The 16109-nt window shown below is 71.5% G+C and carries 12 protein-coding genes; 5 read left to right on the top strand and 7 right to left on the bottom strand.

Going from position 1 to position 16109, the window contains the following annotated elements:
- Positions 1 to 5: 5 nt before the first annotated feature.
- From gabT to Asi03nite_RS15800, 3 genes are all read right to left on the bottom strand, one after another.
- Positions 6 to 1280, bottom strand: coding sequence for a 4-aminobutyrate--2-oxoglutarate transaminase (gabT, locus tag Asi03nite_RS15810; RefSeq protein WP_203680495.1), 1275 nt, complete (start codon positions 1278 to 1280; stop codon positions 6 to 8).
- A gap of 3 nt (positions 1281 to 1283) precedes the next feature.
- Positions 1284 to 2720, bottom strand: coding sequence for a gamma-aminobutyraldehyde dehydrogenase (locus tag Asi03nite_RS15805; protein WP_203680493.1), 1437 nt, complete (start codon positions 2718 to 2720; stop codon positions 1284 to 1286).
- A 267-nt stretch (positions 2721 to 2987) separates the two neighbouring features.
- Positions 2988 to 5360, bottom strand: a complete 2373-nt coding sequence (locus Asi03nite_RS15800) for a glycoside hydrolase family 3 N-terminal domain-containing protein (RefSeq protein ID WP_307834013.1) — start codon at positions 5358 to 5360, stop codon at positions 2988 to 2990.
- Positions 5361 to 5628: 268 nt separating this feature from the next.
- On the opposite strand from Asi03nite_RS15800, the gene Asi03nite_RS15795 reads away from it, so the two are divergent.
- The 3 genes from Asi03nite_RS15795 to Asi03nite_RS15785 all read left to right on the top strand — a co-directional run bounded on the left by Asi03nite_RS15795 (position 5629) and on the right by Asi03nite_RS15785 (position 8778).
- The gene (locus Asi03nite_RS15795; RefSeq protein WP_239102715.1) at positions 5629 to 6954 is read left to right on the top strand and encodes an extracellular solute-binding protein; all 1326 of its coding nucleotides are present in this window, start codon (positions 5629 to 5631) and stop codon (positions 6952 to 6954) included.
- A gap of 74 nt (positions 6955 to 7028) precedes the next feature.
- A complete protein-coding gene (locus Asi03nite_RS15790) occupies positions 7029 to 7877 on the top strand; it encodes a carbohydrate ABC transporter permease (protein WP_239102714.1) in 849 nt (282 codons plus the stop codon).
- Between the two features lies 1 nt (position 7878).
- A complete protein-coding gene (locus Asi03nite_RS15785; RefSeq protein ID WP_203680489.1) occupies positions 7879 to 8778 on the top strand; it encodes a carbohydrate ABC transporter permease in 900 nt (299 codons plus the stop codon).
- A gap of 311 nt (positions 8779 to 9089) precedes the next feature.
- On the opposite strand, the gene Asi03nite_RS15780 is transcribed toward Asi03nite_RS15785, so the two are convergent.
- Complete coding sequence (locus Asi03nite_RS15780; protein WP_203680487.1) at positions 9090 to 10115, bottom strand: LacI family DNA-binding transcriptional regulator; 1026 nt, start codon at positions 10113 to 10115, stop codon at positions 9090 to 9092.
- Between the two features lie 588 nt (positions 10116 to 10703).
- On the opposite strand from Asi03nite_RS15780, the gene Asi03nite_RS15775 reads away from it, so the two are divergent.
- Positions 10704 to 11585, top strand: coding sequence for an LLM class F420-dependent oxidoreductase (locus Asi03nite_RS15775; RefSeq protein WP_203680485.1), 882 nt, complete (start codon positions 10704 to 10706; stop codon positions 11583 to 11585).
- A 220-nt stretch (positions 11586 to 11805) separates the two neighbouring features.
- Here the strand turns inward: Asi03nite_RS15775 and Asi03nite_RS15770 are convergent, their stop codons facing one another.
- The 3 genes from Asi03nite_RS15770 to Asi03nite_RS15760 form a co-directional block, all read right to left on the bottom strand.
- The gene (locus tag Asi03nite_RS15770) at positions 11806 to 12273 is read right to left on the bottom strand and encodes an NUDIX domain-containing protein (protein WP_203680483.1); all 468 of its coding nucleotides are present in this window, start codon (positions 12271 to 12273) and stop codon (positions 11806 to 11808) included.
- 112 nt (positions 12274 to 12385) lie between these two features.
- Positions 12386 to 13324, bottom strand: a complete 939-nt coding sequence (hemC, locus tag Asi03nite_RS15765; RefSeq protein WP_203680482.1) for a hydroxymethylbilane synthase — start codon at positions 13322 to 13324, stop codon at positions 12386 to 12388.
- Between the two features lie 149 nt (positions 13325 to 13473).
- Positions 13474 to 15096 carry a methyl-accepting chemotaxis protein gene (locus Asi03nite_RS15760; RefSeq protein WP_203680481.1) on the bottom strand — a complete coding sequence of 541 codons (1623 nt, stop codon included), beginning with the start codon at positions 15094 to 15096 and terminating at the stop codon, positions 13474 to 13476.
- Positions 15097 to 15277: 181 nt separating this feature from the next.
- On the opposite strand from Asi03nite_RS15760, the gene Asi03nite_RS15755 reads away from it, so the two are divergent.
- Positions 15278 to 16105 carry a P1 family peptidase gene (locus Asi03nite_RS15755; protein WP_203680480.1) on the top strand — a complete coding sequence of 276 codons (828 nt, stop codon included), beginning with the start codon at positions 15278 to 15280 and terminating at the stop codon, positions 16103 to 16105.
- Positions 16106 to 16109 lie beyond the last annotated feature (4 nt).

Here is a 16109-nt window from a genome sequence, read left to right as displayed (position 1 = left end):
TTGAGCTAGTTCCGGAGAGCTTCGCGCAGAATGTCCAGCCCGCGGTGGAGGTCCGCGTCGGGAATCACCAAAGGTGGCAGGAAACGGAGCACGTTGCCGTAGGTTCCGCAGGTCAGCGTGAGCAGGCCGGCGTCGTGACAGGCCTTGGACACGGCTGCCGTGCGCAGCGGGTCGGGCTCGTTGCCACCGGGCGTCACGAGCTCGATCGCGATCATCGCGCCCCGGCCGCGTACCTCCGCAATCCCTTGATCTTGATCGTTGATCGCGACCAGGGCGGGGACCAGGATCGACTCGATGCGCCGCGCGGCCGAGGCCAGGTCCAGCTCGCGCATGGTCTCGACGGCTGCCAGCGCGGCGGCACAGGCCACCGGGTTGCCGCCGTAGGTGCCGCCCAGGCCGCCCGCGTGCACGGCGTCCATCAGCTCGGCGCGGCCCACGACGCCCGCGATCGGCAGGCCGCCGCCCATCCCCTTGGCCGTGGTGATCAGGTCCGGCGTGAGGTTCTCGTGCTCCGACGCGAACCACTGCCCGGTCCGGCAGAAACCGGTCTGGATCTCGTCGGCGATGAAGACCGCGCCGGCCTCGGCCGCCCAGGCGGCGAGCGCCGGCAGGAAACCCGGCGCCGGTACGACGAAGCCGCCCTCACCCTGGATCGGCTCGATCAGCACGGCCGCCACGTTGCCGGCGCCGACCTGCTTCTCGATCACGTCGATCGCCCGGCGGGCCGCTTCGGCGCCGTCCAGCCCGCCGTCGCGCAGCGGGTACGACATCGGCGCGCGGTAGACCTCCGGCGCGAACGGGCCGAACCGGTGCTTGTACGGCATGTTCTTCGCGGTCAGCGCCATGGTCAGGTTGGTCCGGCCGTGGTACGCGTGGTCGAACACCACGACCGCCTGCCGGCCGGTGGCGTGCCGCGCGATCTTGACGGCGTTCTCCACCGCCTCGGCGCCGGAGTTGAACAGCGCGGCCCGCTTCTCGTACGAGCCCGGGGTCAACTCGATCAGCTGCTCGCAGACCGCCACGTAGGACTCGTACGGCGCGACCATGAAGCAGGTGTGGGTGAACCGCTCGACCTGCGCGCGGACCGCCTCGACCACCTTCGGCGCGGCGTTGCCGACGTTGGTGACCGCGATGCCGGACGCGAAGTCGATCCACTCCCGGCCGTCGACGTCGGTGAGCGTGCCGCCGCCGGCCTGCGCGACGTACGACGAGATGGTCGAGCCGACCCCGCGCGCGACCGCGGCGAGGCGGCGTTTGTGCAGGTCAGCCGAATGTGACACGGCTCAGGCCCCTACGTTGTGCATGACGTGCTTGATCCGGGTGTAGTCCTCCAGGCCGTACACCGAGAGGTCCTTGCCGTGCCCGGAGTGCTTGAAGCCGCCGTGCGGCATCTCGGCGACCAGCGGGATGTGGCAGTTCACCCAGACGCAGCCGAAGTCGAGCCGTTGCGTCATCCGCATGGCACGGCCGTGGTCCCTGGTCCAGACGCTGGAGGCGAGGGCGTAGTCGACGCCGTTGGCCAGGCGGACCGCCTCGTCCTCGTCGGTGAACCGCTGCACCGTGATGACCGGTCCGAACACCTCGTTCTGGATGATCTCGTCCTGCTGGCGGAGTCCGGCCACGACGGTCGGTGAGAAGAAGAAGCCGCGGTCGCCGACCCGGGCGCCACCCGCCTCGATCGTGGCGTGGTCGGGCAGGCGGTCGATGAAGCCGGTCACCCGGGCCAGCTGGCCCGCGTTGTTGACCGGGCCGTAGAGCACGTCCTCGTCGTCCGGCTGCCCGGTCCTGGTGTTTCTGGCCTGCTCGGCGAGGGCGGCCACGAAGTCGGCGTAGATCGCCGGGGCGACCAGCACCCGGGTGGCGGCGGTGCAGTCCTGGCCGGCGTTGAAGTAGCCGCCGACCGCGATGTCGGCGGCGGCCGCGGCGACGTCGGCGTCCTCGAAGACCACGACCGGGGCCTTGCCGCCCAGCTCCAGGTGGGTGCGCTTGAGATCGGCCGCGGCGCTGCCGGCCACCTCCATGCCGGCGCGCACCGAGCCGGTGATCGACACCATCTGCGGCGTCCGGTGCTCGACCAGCGCGCGGCCGGTGTCCCGGTCGCCGAGGACCACGTTGAACACGCCGGCCGGGAAGAACTCGGCGGCGATCTCGGCCAGCAGGACCGACGTGACAGGTGTGGTGTCGGACGGCTTGAGCACCACGGTGTTGCCCGCGGCCAGCGCCGGCGCGATCTTCCAGACCGCCATCATCAGCGGGTAGTTCCACGGGGTGACCTGCGCGCAGACGCCGACCGGCTCGCGGCGCACGTAGCTCTCGAAACCGTTCAGGTACTGCCCGGCGGAGCGGCCTTCGAGCAGGCGGGCCGCGCCGGCGAAGAACCGGAGCTGGTCGACGGCGGGCGGCAGCTCCTCGCTGGCGGTCAGGCCGAGCGGCTTGCCGGTGTTTCGCGACTCGGCGGCGACCAGCTCGCCGGCCCGCGCCTCGACCGCGTCGGCGAACTTCAGCAGCGCCCGCTGCCGGTCGGCCGGGGTGGTGTCGCGCCAGCCCTCGAACGCGGTGGCGGCCGCCGACATGGCGCGGTCGACGTCCTCGGGGCCGGAGACCGGGGCGGAGGCGAAGACCTCGCCGGTGGCCGGGTCGACGAGGTCGGAATACCGTCCCCCGGCCGGCGCGACCGCGGCGCCGCCGATGAAATTGTGCAGGGTCTGCTTGGCGGTCATCCGGCCTCCAGGTAAGGGGATCAGCGAATGCTGCCCCATCTTTTCCGCTGATTCCGTGGCGAACAAGGGGGCACAGGCATTTTTCCGTGTTCGGCGAGGTGTGCGTTCCGGCCGCGTCGTGGCCGGTTGCCGTCCCCACCGTCGCACGGACGCGGCCCGGGTTTCCGGCGTTCGTCCGGCCGTCCTCCGCCCGCCACGACGACGAGCTGCCGGGCGGGCGCGTCCAGCAGCTCGTCGTCGATGGACCGGGGACCGGGCCCCGGCGGGTCAGCCCTGGATCGGCCGGACCTGCGCGGGGGTGGTGAGCCGGCGGTCCGCGCCGGCCGGGCGGGCCGGTCCGGTCAGCCGGACGGTGGCCTGCAGCGGCAGGTCCCCGGCCGAGGTGCCGGCGAGCACCCGCAGCTCGCCCGGCTCCACCACGCGGCGCAGGTCCCGGCCGGCGAACGCGGCCCGGTCGGTGTGTACCCGGAACGTCACCTCGGCGGCGGCGCCGGCGGCCAGCTCGACGCGCTGGAAACCGGTCAGCTGCCGGACCGGGCGGGTGACCTGGGCGACCGGGTCGCAGAGGTAGAGCTGCACCACCTCGGCGCCGTCGCGCTCGCCGGTGTTGCGCACCCGCACGGTAGCGGTGAACTCGCCGTCGGTGGGCGCGGTCTCCGTGTCCAGCCGCAGGTCGTCCACCTCGAACGTGGTGTACGACCGGCCGTGGCCGAACGGGTAGAGCGGCGTCGGGTCCAGGTTGCTGACCCCGCTGTGCGTGGCGCCCAGGATCGGCTGCAGGTAGGTGCCCGGCTGCCCGCCCGGGTGCCGGGGGATCTGCACCGGCAGCTTGCCGGTGGGCTGGACCCGGCCGCTGAGCACACCGGCGATCGCGGCGCCGCCGGCCTGACCGGGCATGAAGGCCTGCACCAGCCCTTCCACCCGGCCCTCCAGGTCGCCGAGCGCGTACGGCCGGCCGGAGACCACGACCACGACCAGCGGCGTGCCGGTGGCCAGCAGCTCCTCGATCAGCTCCGGCTGCACGCCCGGCAGCCGCAGGTCCTCGGCGTCGCAGCCCTCGCCGGAGGTGCCCTTGCCGAACAGACCGGCCAGGTCGCCGACGAACACCACCGCCAGGTCGGCGCCGCGGGCCGCTTCGACCGCCTCGGCGAAACCGGACCGGTCGTCACCGCTGACCTCGCAGCCCTTGGCGTGGACGATGTCGCCGGCCGGGAACTCGGCGCGCAGGCCGTCCAGCGCGGTCGGGATCTCCAGCCCGAGACCGAGCTGCGGATAGCGGGGCAGCACGTGGTTGGGGAACGCGTAGCAGCCGAGGAAGGTGCGGGCGTCGTCGGCGCACGGGCCGATCGCGGCGATCCGCAACGGCTCGGTGACCGGCAGCGCGCTGCCCTGCTCCAGCAGCACGATCGAGCGCTCCGCCAGGTCGGTCGCGATCTGCTGGTTCTCCGGCGCGTTCAGGTCGGTGTGCCCGGCGGCGCTCACCGAGGCCTCCGGCGTCCAGCCCGGGTCGAGCAGGCCCAGCTCGGCCTTCTGGGTGAGCAGGCGGCGGGCGGCCCGGTCGACGTGCTCCTCCGGCACCTCGCCGCGGCGGACCCGCTCGACCAGGCCGGCGCCGTACCCGATGGTGTCCGGCAGCTCCACGTCGATGCCGGCGGCCAGGGCCTGCGCGCCGGCGTCGGTGTTGTCCTCGGCGACGCCGTGCATCAGCGCCAGGAACGGGATCGCCCAGTAGTCCGAGACGACCGTGCCGGTGAAGCCCCACTCGTCCCGCAGCACCTCGGTGAGCAGCCAGGAGTCGGCGCCGGCCGGCACACCGTCGACATCGGAGTAGGAGTTCATCACCGAGCGGGCGCCGCCGAGCCGGACCGCTGTCTCGAACGGCGGCAGGATCAGGTCGATCAGCTCACGGCGGCCCATCGGCACCGGGCCGTGGTTGCGCGCGCCGCGCGAGGCGGAGTACCCCGCGAAGTGCTTGAGGGTGGCGATCACCCCGCCGTTCTGCAGGCCGCGGACGTACGCCGAACCGACCATCGACACCAGGTACGGATCCTCGCCGATGGTCTCCTCGACGCGTCCCCACCGGTAGTCGCGGACCACGTCGAGCACCGGGGACAGGCCCTGGTGCACGCCGAGCGCGGCCATGTCCCGGCCGATCGCGGTGGCCATCCGCTCGATCAGCTCCGGGTCGAACGTGGCGCCCCAGGCGATCGCGGCCGGGTAGACGGTCGCGCCGAGCGCCGTGAAACCGGTCAGGCACTCCTCGTGGACCAGCGCCGGGACACCGAGCCGGGAGGACATCACCACGCGCTGCTGGCGGATGAGCTCGGCGGCGCCCTCGGCCGGGGTGAGCGGGACGCTGCCGTACACCCGGGTGAGATGGCCGAGGCCGTGCCGTGCCGCGTCCTCGAGCGGGACCGTCCCGCCGGCCGCGAAGACGTCCTGCATGGGGGCCACGTTGTGCTGCTCGTCCGGGTCGTAGCCCTCCTCGTGCCCGGCGTCGCCCATGTCGTTGCCGACCCAGCGGCTGCCCAGCTGCGCGACCTTCTCCTCGAGGGTCATCTCGGCGAGCAGCGCCTCGACGCGGTCGGCGACGGGCAGCGCCGGGTCGCGCCACGGCTGGGTCACCTGTTCTGTGGTCAACGTTTCCTCCGAGGGGTTCCCGAAACTTTCGGGTGCCTTGAGATGCGCGCCGGCGCACCGGGAAGGGTCGCCGACGGTGCCTACTCTCGCGCTCCAGGCACGGTTACGGCAAGGGCCTTGACACCCGTCACAGCGAAACCCTACGTTAACGAAACCTCGCGTTAATTTGCGGCTGTCACTCGAAAGTTCCGGAACTCGGTGACCGCCGTCGCCATCGAATATCACCCGCCGCGGCCTGCCGTGGCTAGCTTCGAGTACGGAGAAAAGCGTGAAGCGCAGGAATTTTCTGAGTCTCTCCGCGGGTGCGGCCGCGGCCACCGGTCTCGCCGCCTGCGGCAACTCGGGCCCGGCGGACACCTCCGGCGGCGGCTCCGGCGGTGCTGACGCCGCCAGCTACTGGTTCCTCAGCGGCCCGCCCGGCGAGCCGATCCGGCAGGGCGCGGTGGACCGGTTCAACAAGGCCGGCTCCGGCAACCAGGTGAAGGTCACCACCTTCCAGAACGACACGTACAAGGACAAGCTGAAGACCGCGCTCGGCGCCGGCCAAGCCCCGACCATCATCTGGGGTTGGGGCGGCGGCGGTCTCAAGAGCTACGTCCAGAACGGACAGGTCGACGACCTGACCGACTGGTTCGCACAGAACGCCGCGGTCAAGGACCGGCTGTTCAAGTCGTCCTTCGGCCCGGCCACGGTCGACGGCAAGATCTACGCGATGCCGGCCGAGACCGTGCAGCCGATCATCATGCTGTACAACAAGGAAGTCTTCGAGAAGTGCGGCGTGCAGAACCCGCCGCAGACCTGGTCCGAGCTGATGAGCATCCTGCCCAAGTTCAACGACAAGGGCGTCGCGCCCTTCTCGCTGGCCGGGCAGTCGCGGTGGACCAACATGATGTGGCTGGAGTTCCTCTTCGACCGGATCGGCGGCCCCGAGGTGTTCAACAACGCCTACGACGGCCAGAAGGACGCCTGGAGCAACCCGGCCGCCATCGAGGGCCTCACCAAGATCCAGGAGCTGATCAACGCCAAGGGCTTCGTCAAGGGCTTCTCCTCGGTCACCGCCGACTCGAACGCCGACCAGGCGCTGCTCTACCGCGGCAAGGCCGCGATGGAACTGCACGGCAGCTGGTCGTACGGCATCATCAAGGCCGACGGCGGCAACTTCATCAAGGACGGCAAGCTCGGCTACTTCAACTTCCCGGCCGTCGACGGCGGCAAGGGCGACCCGAGCAACACCGTCGGCAACGCCGGCCAGTACCTGTCGATCTACTCGAAGGCCTCCGAGAAGCAGAAGGAGACCGCGAAGAAGTTCTTCGCCAGCCTGCTCGACGACACCGAGCAGCAGGGCTGGATCGAGTCCGGCGGCGTGCCGATCGTCCAGGGCTCGAACGCCAAGCTGGCGTCCTCGCCGGACAAGGACTTCCTCAACTTCATCTACGACGTGTCGAGCAAGGCCGGCAACTTCGCCCAGTCCTGGGACCAGGCGCTGAGCCCGACCGCTGCCGAGACGCTGCTGGACAACATCTCCAAGCTGTTCCAGCTGCAGATCAGCCCGCAGCAGTTCGCCACCAACATGAACGCGGTCATCGGCAAATGACGATTGCACCGCCCGCAGTGCGGTCCGCTCCGCCCGCCGCGTCCAGCGGCGCGCGGAGCGGCTCCGTCTCCTGGATGGCGTGGCCGGCACTGGTCGCGTTCACGATCTTCGGGATCATCCCGCTCTTCGGTGTGCTGGTGCTGAGCTTCTCGTCGTGGAGCGGCCTCACCCAGGACATCCCGTTCACCGGGCTGGACAGCTGGAAGAGCGTGCTGTCCGACCCGGGGCTGCCGCACGCGCTCTGGATCACCTTCCTGATCATGGCGTTGTCCTGGTTGGCGCAGACCCCGCTCTCGATCCTGATCGGGGTCTTCATCGCGGCGCACAAGCGCTACCGCGGCGTGCTCGCGGTCCTGTTCTTCATCCCGCTGCTGCTCAGCCAGGCGGCCATCGCGATCACCTACAAGATGCTGCTGGACCCGAACTTCGGGCTCGGCGCCGGTCTCGGCTGGGGCTTCCTCCAGCAGGACTGGCTCGGCGAGAGCAAGCTCGCCGTCGGCGTGGTGATCTTCGTGGTGTCCTGGCAGTGGATCCCGTTCCACTCGCTGATCTACCAAGGTGGCGTCCGGCAGATCCCGACCTCGATGTACGAGGCCGCGGAGATCGACGGCGCGGGCCGGGTCCGCAAGTTCTTCAGCATCACGCTGCCGCAGCTGAAGTACACGATCATCACATCGTCGACGCTGATGGTGGTCGGCTCGCTGACCTTCTTCGACCTGATCTGGGTGCTCACCGCCGGCGGTCCCGGCGACGCCACCCGGGCCCTCGCGGTCGACATGTACCAGCGCGGTTTCCGGTCCGCCCTGATGGGCCCGGCCAGTGTCATCGCGGTGATCCTGGTCCTGCTCGGACTGGGCCTGGCCCTGCTGGTGCGCCGGCTCGGCGGCCGGGACGCGGCCGAAAGCCAGCTGGAGGGAATCTGAGATGGCCACCGTGCTCGACAACCGGCAGACCGGGCGGGCGGCTCACGCGGCGCCCCCGGCCACCGGCCGGCGTCCCAAGTTCCTGCAGTACAACTGGCTCGGCGGCCTGGCCGGCTGGATCTGGCTGGTGGTGGTGCTGGTCCCGATCTACTGGATCGTGATCACCAGCTTCAAGCTGCAGGCCGACTACTTCTCCACCAACCCGCTCGTCCCGCCCGCGAAGCCCACCCTGGAGAACTACCGGTTCGTCCTGGAGAACCACTTCGTCCGGTACTTCTTCAACAGTGTGATCGTCACGGTCGGCGCGGTCGCCCCGGCGATCCTGGTGTCGTTCATGGCGGCGTACGCGATCGTGCGGGGCAGCGCGGTGAGCCGCTTCCTGCGTACCGTCAACGCGGTCTTCCTGATGGGGTTGGCGATCCCGCTGCAGGCGGTGATCATTCCGGTTTACCTGATCATCATCAAGCTGCAGATGTACGACACGCTGGGCGCGATCATCCTGCCCTCGATCGCGTTCGCCATTCCGCTGTCGGTGCTCGTGCTGTCCAACTTCATCCGGGACATCCCGAAGGAGCTCTTCGAGTCGATGCGGATGGACGGGGCGACCGAGTGGGGCACGCTGTGGCGGCTGGCGCTGCCGCTGACCCGGCCGGCGCTGGTCACCGTCACGATCTACCAGGGCCTGCAGGTGTGGAACGGCTTCCTGCTGCCGCTGATCCTGACGCAGAGCCCGGAGCGGCGGGTGCTGCCGCTGGCGCTGACCGCGTTCCAGGGTCAGTACAACATCAACATCCCGGCGGTGCTGGCTTCTGTCGTCCTGACGACGCTGCCGATCCTGACGCTGTACGTGCTCGGGCGGCGGCAGATGCTCAGCGGTCTGACGGCCGGTTTCGGCAAGTAGGCGACGTCGCGCTGTCCAGTGCGGTGACCCCCGGGGGTCACCGCACTGGCGCGTCGCGCCCTTGCCCGTCGCGCTCTTGCCCGTGCCGCACTGGCGCGTCACCGCCTCGCGTGTCGCCCATTCCGCGTGCCGCGCGCCTCGCGTGTTGCTCGGGCCGCGCCTCCCCGGCTCTGCTCGTCACCGGCCTGCTGTTTCCTCGCTGCCTTGCTGCGGGAGGTGCCCCTCTTGCCGCGATCCCGGGGGAGTGGGCTGCCGTTGCGCCGAGATCGCGGTGAGCCGCCGGCGGCGCCGGTGGCGGAGCCGGGCGGATGTCAGCCGGCCGTCTCGGCGAGTGACTTCGTGCTTTCCCGCACGATCAGCTTGGTGACCAGCTCCACCCGCGGGGTCTCGATGGTCTCGCCGCGCGACAGGCGCAGGATCGTCCGCGCGGCGAGCGCGCCCATCTCGGCCAGCGGCTGGCGGATCGTGGTCAACGGCGGCGAGGACCAGCACGCGTCCGGCAGGTCGTCGAAGCCGATCACGCTCAGGTCGTCGGGCACCCGCAGGCCACGGCGGCGGGCCGCCTCGTAGACCCCGAGCGCCATCTGGTCGCTGGACGCGAAGATCGCGGTCGGCCGGTCGGGCTGGTCGAGCAGCCGGCTGCCGGCCAGGAAACCCGACTCGTTGCGGAAGTCGCCCTGCTCCAGCAGGCACGGGTCGACCGGAACACCTGCCGCCTCCATCGCCGCGCGGAACCCGTCGAGCCGCGCGCGGCTGCACAGCAGATCCTTCGGCCCGGCGATGAACCCGATGCGCCGATGTCCGAGACTGATCAGGTGGTCGGTGGCCGTGCGCCCGCCCGACCAGTTGGTCGCCCCGATCGTCGGCACGTCGGTCGCCGCCCCGCCGGCCGGGTCGATGATCACCACCGGCACGCGGAGCCGGTGCAGCTCGCTGTGCACCGGCTCGGCCACGTCGGAGGTCACGAAGACCACCCCGTCCGAGGCGCGGGCCCGCAGGTTCTGCAGCCACTGGCGGGTGGCTGTGGTGCGCCGGTGCACCTGGGACACCACGGTCCCGACGCCTGCCGCGTGGGTCACGTCCTCCACACCGCGCACCAGCTCCAAGGCCCACGGGCTGTCCAGGTCGTTGAAGACCAGGTCGATCAGCCGGGCTCGTCCCGAGTGCCGAGAGTTGCGAGGCCGGTAGTCGTGCTCGCGGAGCAGCCGCTCGATGAGCTCCCGGGTCTGCGGGGACACGTCCGAGCGCCCGTTGAGCACGCGGGAGACGGTAGGCACGGAGACACCGGCGGCGTCCGCGATGGCGGCGATGGTGACCCGCTGCTTGCCGACTGCCATGGGGACGCGCTCCTTACCGCCGGGGCGCAATGTCTGCAACTTCCGGGCCCGGCACCGAAATCATGCCATGGCTACCCACGAGTTCAATACGCTGGAAAGTGACCGATTTCTGTTAACCGGTTAAGCGCGGGCTGCGGTTTTGCCGTGGGAGCGCTTCCGGTGCCGTTGCCGAAAGTTACGGAGAGGGCTCCCGTTTCGCCGCCGAGGAGAAAGAGCACGCAGGTCAGCGACGGGTCGTGGGTTGCAGCGCTGCAGAGAGGCACGTACGGAAGCGGCCATGGCCGTTCACTGAACCAGAGGTGACGCACCTCATGATCACCGAGCCGGTGTCATCCCCGGTGTGGCCCCGCCCCTGGACACCCGAGCCCGCCCACCCCGCCACTGACTCCCGGCCGAAGAGCCCAGCCGGCCCACAAGGGGTGGCCGGAGACACCCACCGGCGCCAGCCGGAAGCGCGCGGCCGGCAGCTGGGGGTGCCTGACGGTGTCGCCAGGCACACGCCGATGCCGGCGGGAGGGTGCGGCGGGGCGCTGGCGGTGTGTCGTGAGGGTGCGCGGCTCGGCGGTGATCAGTGGATAGGTTGGGGGGATGAGCATCAAGTTCGGGCTTTTCGTGCCGCAGGGCTGGCGGATGGACCTGGTCGAGATCGACGACCCGGTGGAGCAGTACGAGGCGATGACCGCCGTGGCCAAGCTGGCCGACGCCGGGCCGTGGGACTCGGTGTGGGTGTACGACCACTTCCACACCGTGCCGGAGCCGACGATCAACACCACGTTCGAGGCGTGGACGGTGAGCTCGACGCTCGCGCGGGACACCAGCCGGGTCAAGATCGGTCAGATGGTGGGCTGCAACGGGTACCGGCACCCGGCGCTGTTCGCCAAGATCGCGTCGACTGTGGACGTGGCCAGCCACGGGCGGCTGCTGGCCGGGCTCGGCGCCGGGTGGTACGAGCACGAGTGGAAGGCGTACGGCTACGAGTGGGCCGACGTGCCGGAACGGATGCGCGCGTTCCGCGAGGCCGTGGAGATCGTGCACCGGATGTGGACCGAGGAGAGGCCGGTCTTCCAGGGGCGGCACTACCGGATCGACGGGCCGATCAACGAGCCGAAGGGCGCCGGCGGCCGCAAGCCGGACCTGTGGCTCGGCGGCGGTGGCGAGAAGGTGACGCTGAAGCTGGTCGCGAAGTACGCGGACGGCTGCAACGTGGGCGGCGGCGACCCCGAGCTGATCCGGCAGAAGCTGGCCGTGCTGCGCAAGCACTGCGACGAGCAGGGGACCGACTACGGCCGGATCGTCAAGTCGACGGGGCTGTCCCTGGAGCCGGGGGAGAGCAGCGCGCAGATCCGGGAGAAGCTGGAGAAGATCGCGGCCGCCGGGGCGGACTACGTGATCATCTACATTCCGCGGGTGGCGTACGAGCACGAGCCGCTGCTGGCGTTCGCCGAAGAGGTCATCCCGCAGTTCTCCTGACGCTTTCTTTCCGCGGGGGACACGGGCGGGAGGTCAGGTGTCGTCGCGGGCGGCCCGGCGCGCCGTCAGGCAACGATGGGCGAGGTCCGTTCCGCGCTACGTGGCTCACCGGCCAGGGAGCCGGATTCGCGTGGACAACCCGCCCGGCTTCAGCCGGCGAGGCCCGTGGCGGCGCCGGGCTTCCGGTGGCGTGTCCGGTGACCTCGACCATTGCCCGGCCTCAGCCGGCGAGGTGGCCCGTCGCCCGTAGCAGTGCCCGGCTGAATCGGTTGAGGTCGGCGCCGGGGAGCTGCGCCGGGCTGAACCAGCCCAGCTCGCTGATCTCCTCCTGGTCGGGGACGGGTCTCCCACCGGCGACACCTGCCTGGTAGACGGCGGTGACGTAGGCGACCCGGTCGCCGTTGGGATAGGTCACCTCGTAGTCGGCGCCACCGAGCACATCCAGCAGCCGGGGCGAGCCGATCCGGAGGCCGGTCTCCTCCTGGATCTCCCGCACGGCAGCCCGCGCCGGCGATTCGCCGATGTCGACGGCGCCGCCCGGGACCGCCCACCCGTCCCGGTGGCCCGCATGCCGCACCAACAGGAGCCGTGCCTGCTCGTCGACGACGATGACCGACACCGACGGCAGCAGGACCAGCTCGTGGCCGATCATCGCCCGCAGTCGTGCCAGGTGCGCGGAGATACCCACCAAAGACACAGTAGCCTGCCGGCGTCCGACCAGGACACGCGATTTCGCGGCCGGCGGCGAGGCTGCGCGTGCCGCCCGGCTGCTGTGCGGCACGCCGACCGGTGGGCAGCCGTCAGGCGGCCGCGGCCTCGGCGGCGGCCAGGATCTCGCGGGCGCCCTGGCGCATCAGGGATACCGCGACCGCCGTGCCGAGCAGGACCGGGTCGCGCTCCCACTCGTGCGCGTCGGCGACCGTCTTGCCGTCCGGGGAGATCACCCGGGCTCGCAGGCCGATCCGGCCGTCCGGCTCGGTGCGTGCCAGCGCGGCGATCGGGGAGTGGCAGGAGCCCTGCAGGATGTGCAGCATGGTGCGCTCGGCGGTGGTCTCCGCCCAGGCCCGGGTGTCGCCGAGGCTCGCCGCCAGGTCGCGGACCGCGTTGTCGTCCTCGCGGCACTGCAACACCAGCGTGCCGGCGCCGACCGCCGGGACCATCGTGTCGACGTCCAGCGGATGGGTGATCCGGCCGGGTTCGCCGATGCGGTCCAGGCCGGAGACGGCCAGCAGCAGCGCGTCGTACTCCCCGGCGTCGAGTTTCGCCAGCCGGCGGTTGGCGTTGCCGCGGATCGGCCGGATCACCAGGTGCGGCCAGTGCAGGGCGATCTGCGCGATCCGGCGCACCGCGGAGGTGCCGACCACCGTCCCGGCCGGGGCCTGGCCGATCGCGACGCCACCCGGGTGGATCCAGGCGTCCCGGACGTCGTCGCGGGGCAGGTAGGCGGCCATCACCGTGCCGGCCGGCGCGGGCCGGTCGCCGGGCACGTCCTTGACACAGTGCACGACCAGGTCCACCTCACCGGCCAGCAGCGCGGCGTCGACCTCCTTGGTGAACGCGCCCTTGCCGCCGAGCTGCGACAGGTCACCCTGCCACCGGTCGCCGCTGGTGGTCATCGACCGCACCTCGGCCCGCACGTCCGGGTGCCGGGCGGCCAGCATGTTCCGGACACGGTCGACCTGGGCGAGCGCCATCGGACTGTTGCGGGTGCCGATGCGCACCGTACGCGGTTCGGGCATGAAGGCCAGCGTACGCCGCGGCCCACCGCCCCTTCCGCCAAGCCCGTCGCGGCCGCGCCGAGCCTGCCGGGGCCGGGCCCGGCGCTCTCGAGGCCCAGCCCGGCGGACCCGGCGCCCCCGAGGTCGGCCCGCCGAGCCGACTCGACCTGTCAGTAGCGGAACCGGCTCACCAGCGAGGTCAACTCGGCCGACATCCGGGCCAGCTCGGCGGTGGTCTGCTGGGAACGCTCCACCCCTTCGCTCGTCGAGCGCGCCGCCTCGGCCACCCCGGTGATGTTCTGCGCGATGTCGCCGGTCCCCGCGGCGGCCTCGCTGACGCTGCGGTTCATCTCGGCCGTGGTCGCGGTCTGCTCCTCCACAGCGGACGCGATGGTGGTCTGGAAGTCGCTGATCCGCGCGATCACCCGGGTGATCTCCTCGATGGCGCCGACCGCGCCGGCGGTGTCCGCCTGGATCGCCTCGACCCGCTTGGAGATGTCCTCGGTGGCCCGCGCGGTCTCCTGGGCGAGGTCCTTCACCTCGCTGGCGACCACCGCGAAGCCCTTGCCCGCCTCGCCGGCACGCGCCGCCTCGATCGTCGCGTTCAGGGCCAGCAGGTTGGTCTGCTCGGCGATCGAGGTGATCGTCCTGATCACGTCGCCGATCTCGCTGGACGACTCGCCGAGCTGGTTCATCGTGGCCGAGGTGCGCGACGCCAGGCCCACGGCGGACGTGGCGACCTGGGCCGCCTCGGACGCGTTCTGCGAGATCTCCCGGATCGACGCGCCCATCTCCTCGCTGCCTGCGGAGACGGTGTCCACGCTGCGGGAGATCTGTTCGGCGGCGGCCGACACGGTCTGCGCCTGGCTGGTGGTGCGCTCGGCGGACCCGGCGATCTCGGTGGCCACCTCGTTGACCTCACCGGCGGCGCCGGCCAGCGACGTGGCCGACTGGTCGATGGTGGCGATCGTGTCGCGCAGGTTCACCAGCGCGCTGTCCAGCGCACGGCCCGCCTGCCCGGTCTCGTCGTTGCTGGTCAGGCCGGTGTGGTGGGTCAGGTCGCCGGTGGCCAGGGCGGCACACACCTGCTTGACCCGGGTGAGCGCGCCGACGACGCCGCGGATCACCAGGCCGCCGATGAGGATGGCGAGCAGGCCGCCGACCACCTGGACCGTGATGATCATGTTGCGGCTGGTGCGGTAGGTGGATTCGGCGTCGGCGGCGGCCGCCTCGGCGTCCTTCGTCTCGGCCTGCCCCAGCTCCGCGAAGCCGGCGTTGACCTTGTCGATGATCGGGGACGTCTGGGTGTCGCGCACCTGGACGTACGCCGTGACGCGCTTGGCCAGGGCGTTGGGGATCTGGGTGCTCTCCACGACGTTCCGGTACGTGTTCCAATTGGACTCCAGGGCCGCGATGGTGTCCGGATCGCCGGCCGGCTCGGCCGCGCGGTATCGGTCCAGCGCGGTGTCGAAGCCGGTGAAGTCGTCCCGGACGCGCTGCTCGTACTTGGCGTCGTCGGCGGCCGACTGCGAGATCAGCAGGTTCACCAGGTTGTTGCGGGTGCTCACGGAGAGGGTCTCCAGCTCGGCCAGCGCCGACTCGCTGGCCAGGTTCGACCGGTAGAGCTCCTGCGCGGAGTTGGCCGACCGGCTCAGGGCGCGGGTGGCCAGGACGCCGGCGATCACCGACACCAGGACGCCGACCGCGACGACCGCGCTGATCTTGTAGCCCACGCCGAGGTCGGCGAAGAAGGCGCGCCGCGGGGGCGGCTCGGTCAGGGTCGTCGCGCTCATCAGGATCCCCCGGGCAACCAGGCGGCTGGTGTCAACTTCCAGGATTACGGTACGAAGCCGCCGCCCGGCCCGGCGGCTTTCCGGCCGCCCGCCGCGGCAACATCCGTCCGCCGGTTCCCGCTGTTCCCGGCAGTCTCCGGCGTCCCACGGGACCGTGCGGTCCGTTCACTAGGCTGGTCCCATGCGGCTCGGCAACTGGACCGGCGACGGCACCGGCGTGACGGTGATCCTCCCGCCGCCCGGCACGGTGGGCTCCGGCGAGGTGCGCGGCGGCGCCCCGGCCACCCGCGAGTTCGACCTGCTGCATCCCACCCGCCTGGTCGACCGGGTGGACGCCGTGGTGCTCTCCGGCGGCTCGGCGTTCGGCCTGGCCGCCGTGGACGGTGTGATGCAGGTGCTGCGCGAGCGTGGCCTGGGCTTCCCCACGGCGCTGGGCCCGGTCCCGATCGTGGTCGGCATGTCGATCTTCGACGGGTCGGTGGCGGGCATCCCGCCGTCCGCCGGGTCCGGCCGGGCGGCCGCGCTGGCGGCGCTGGACGGCGAGGAGTTCCGCACCGGGTCCGCCGGGGCCGGCGCCGGCGCCCGGACCGGCCGCTGGCGCGGCCGCTCCGACCCGGGCGGCCTGGGCCGCGCCGACGGCCGGGTCGGACCGGCCCTGGTCACCGCCCTGGCCGTGGTGAACGCGTGGGGCGACGTCCTCGGCGAGCAGGGCCGGCCGCTGTTCGGCGGCGGCCCGGTGGAACGGCCGGTCGCCGGGTTCGGCCGGGAGAACACCACGATCGCCGTGGTCCTCACCGACGCGCGGCTCACCAAGACCGACTGCCACCTGCTCGCCCAGAGCGGCCACACCGGTTTCGCCCGCGCCCTGCACCCGGCGCACTCGCGCCACGACGGGGACGCCGTGGTCGCCCTGGCCACCGGCGAGGTGACCGAGGAGGTGGACCTCGACCTGCTGCGCGCGGCGACCACCGAGGTGATGGCCCGGGCGATCCGCGCCGCGGTTTCCTGACCTG

It is taken from the genome of Actinoplanes siamensis (genome assembly GCF_016862395.1).
Classification (GTDB): Bacteria; Actinomycetota; Actinomycetes; order Mycobacteriales; family Micromonosporaceae; genus Actinoplanes; species Actinoplanes siamensis.
The sequence above is the reverse complement of the archived record's forward strand: the minus strand, read 5'-3'. Positions and strand labels throughout refer to the sequence as shown.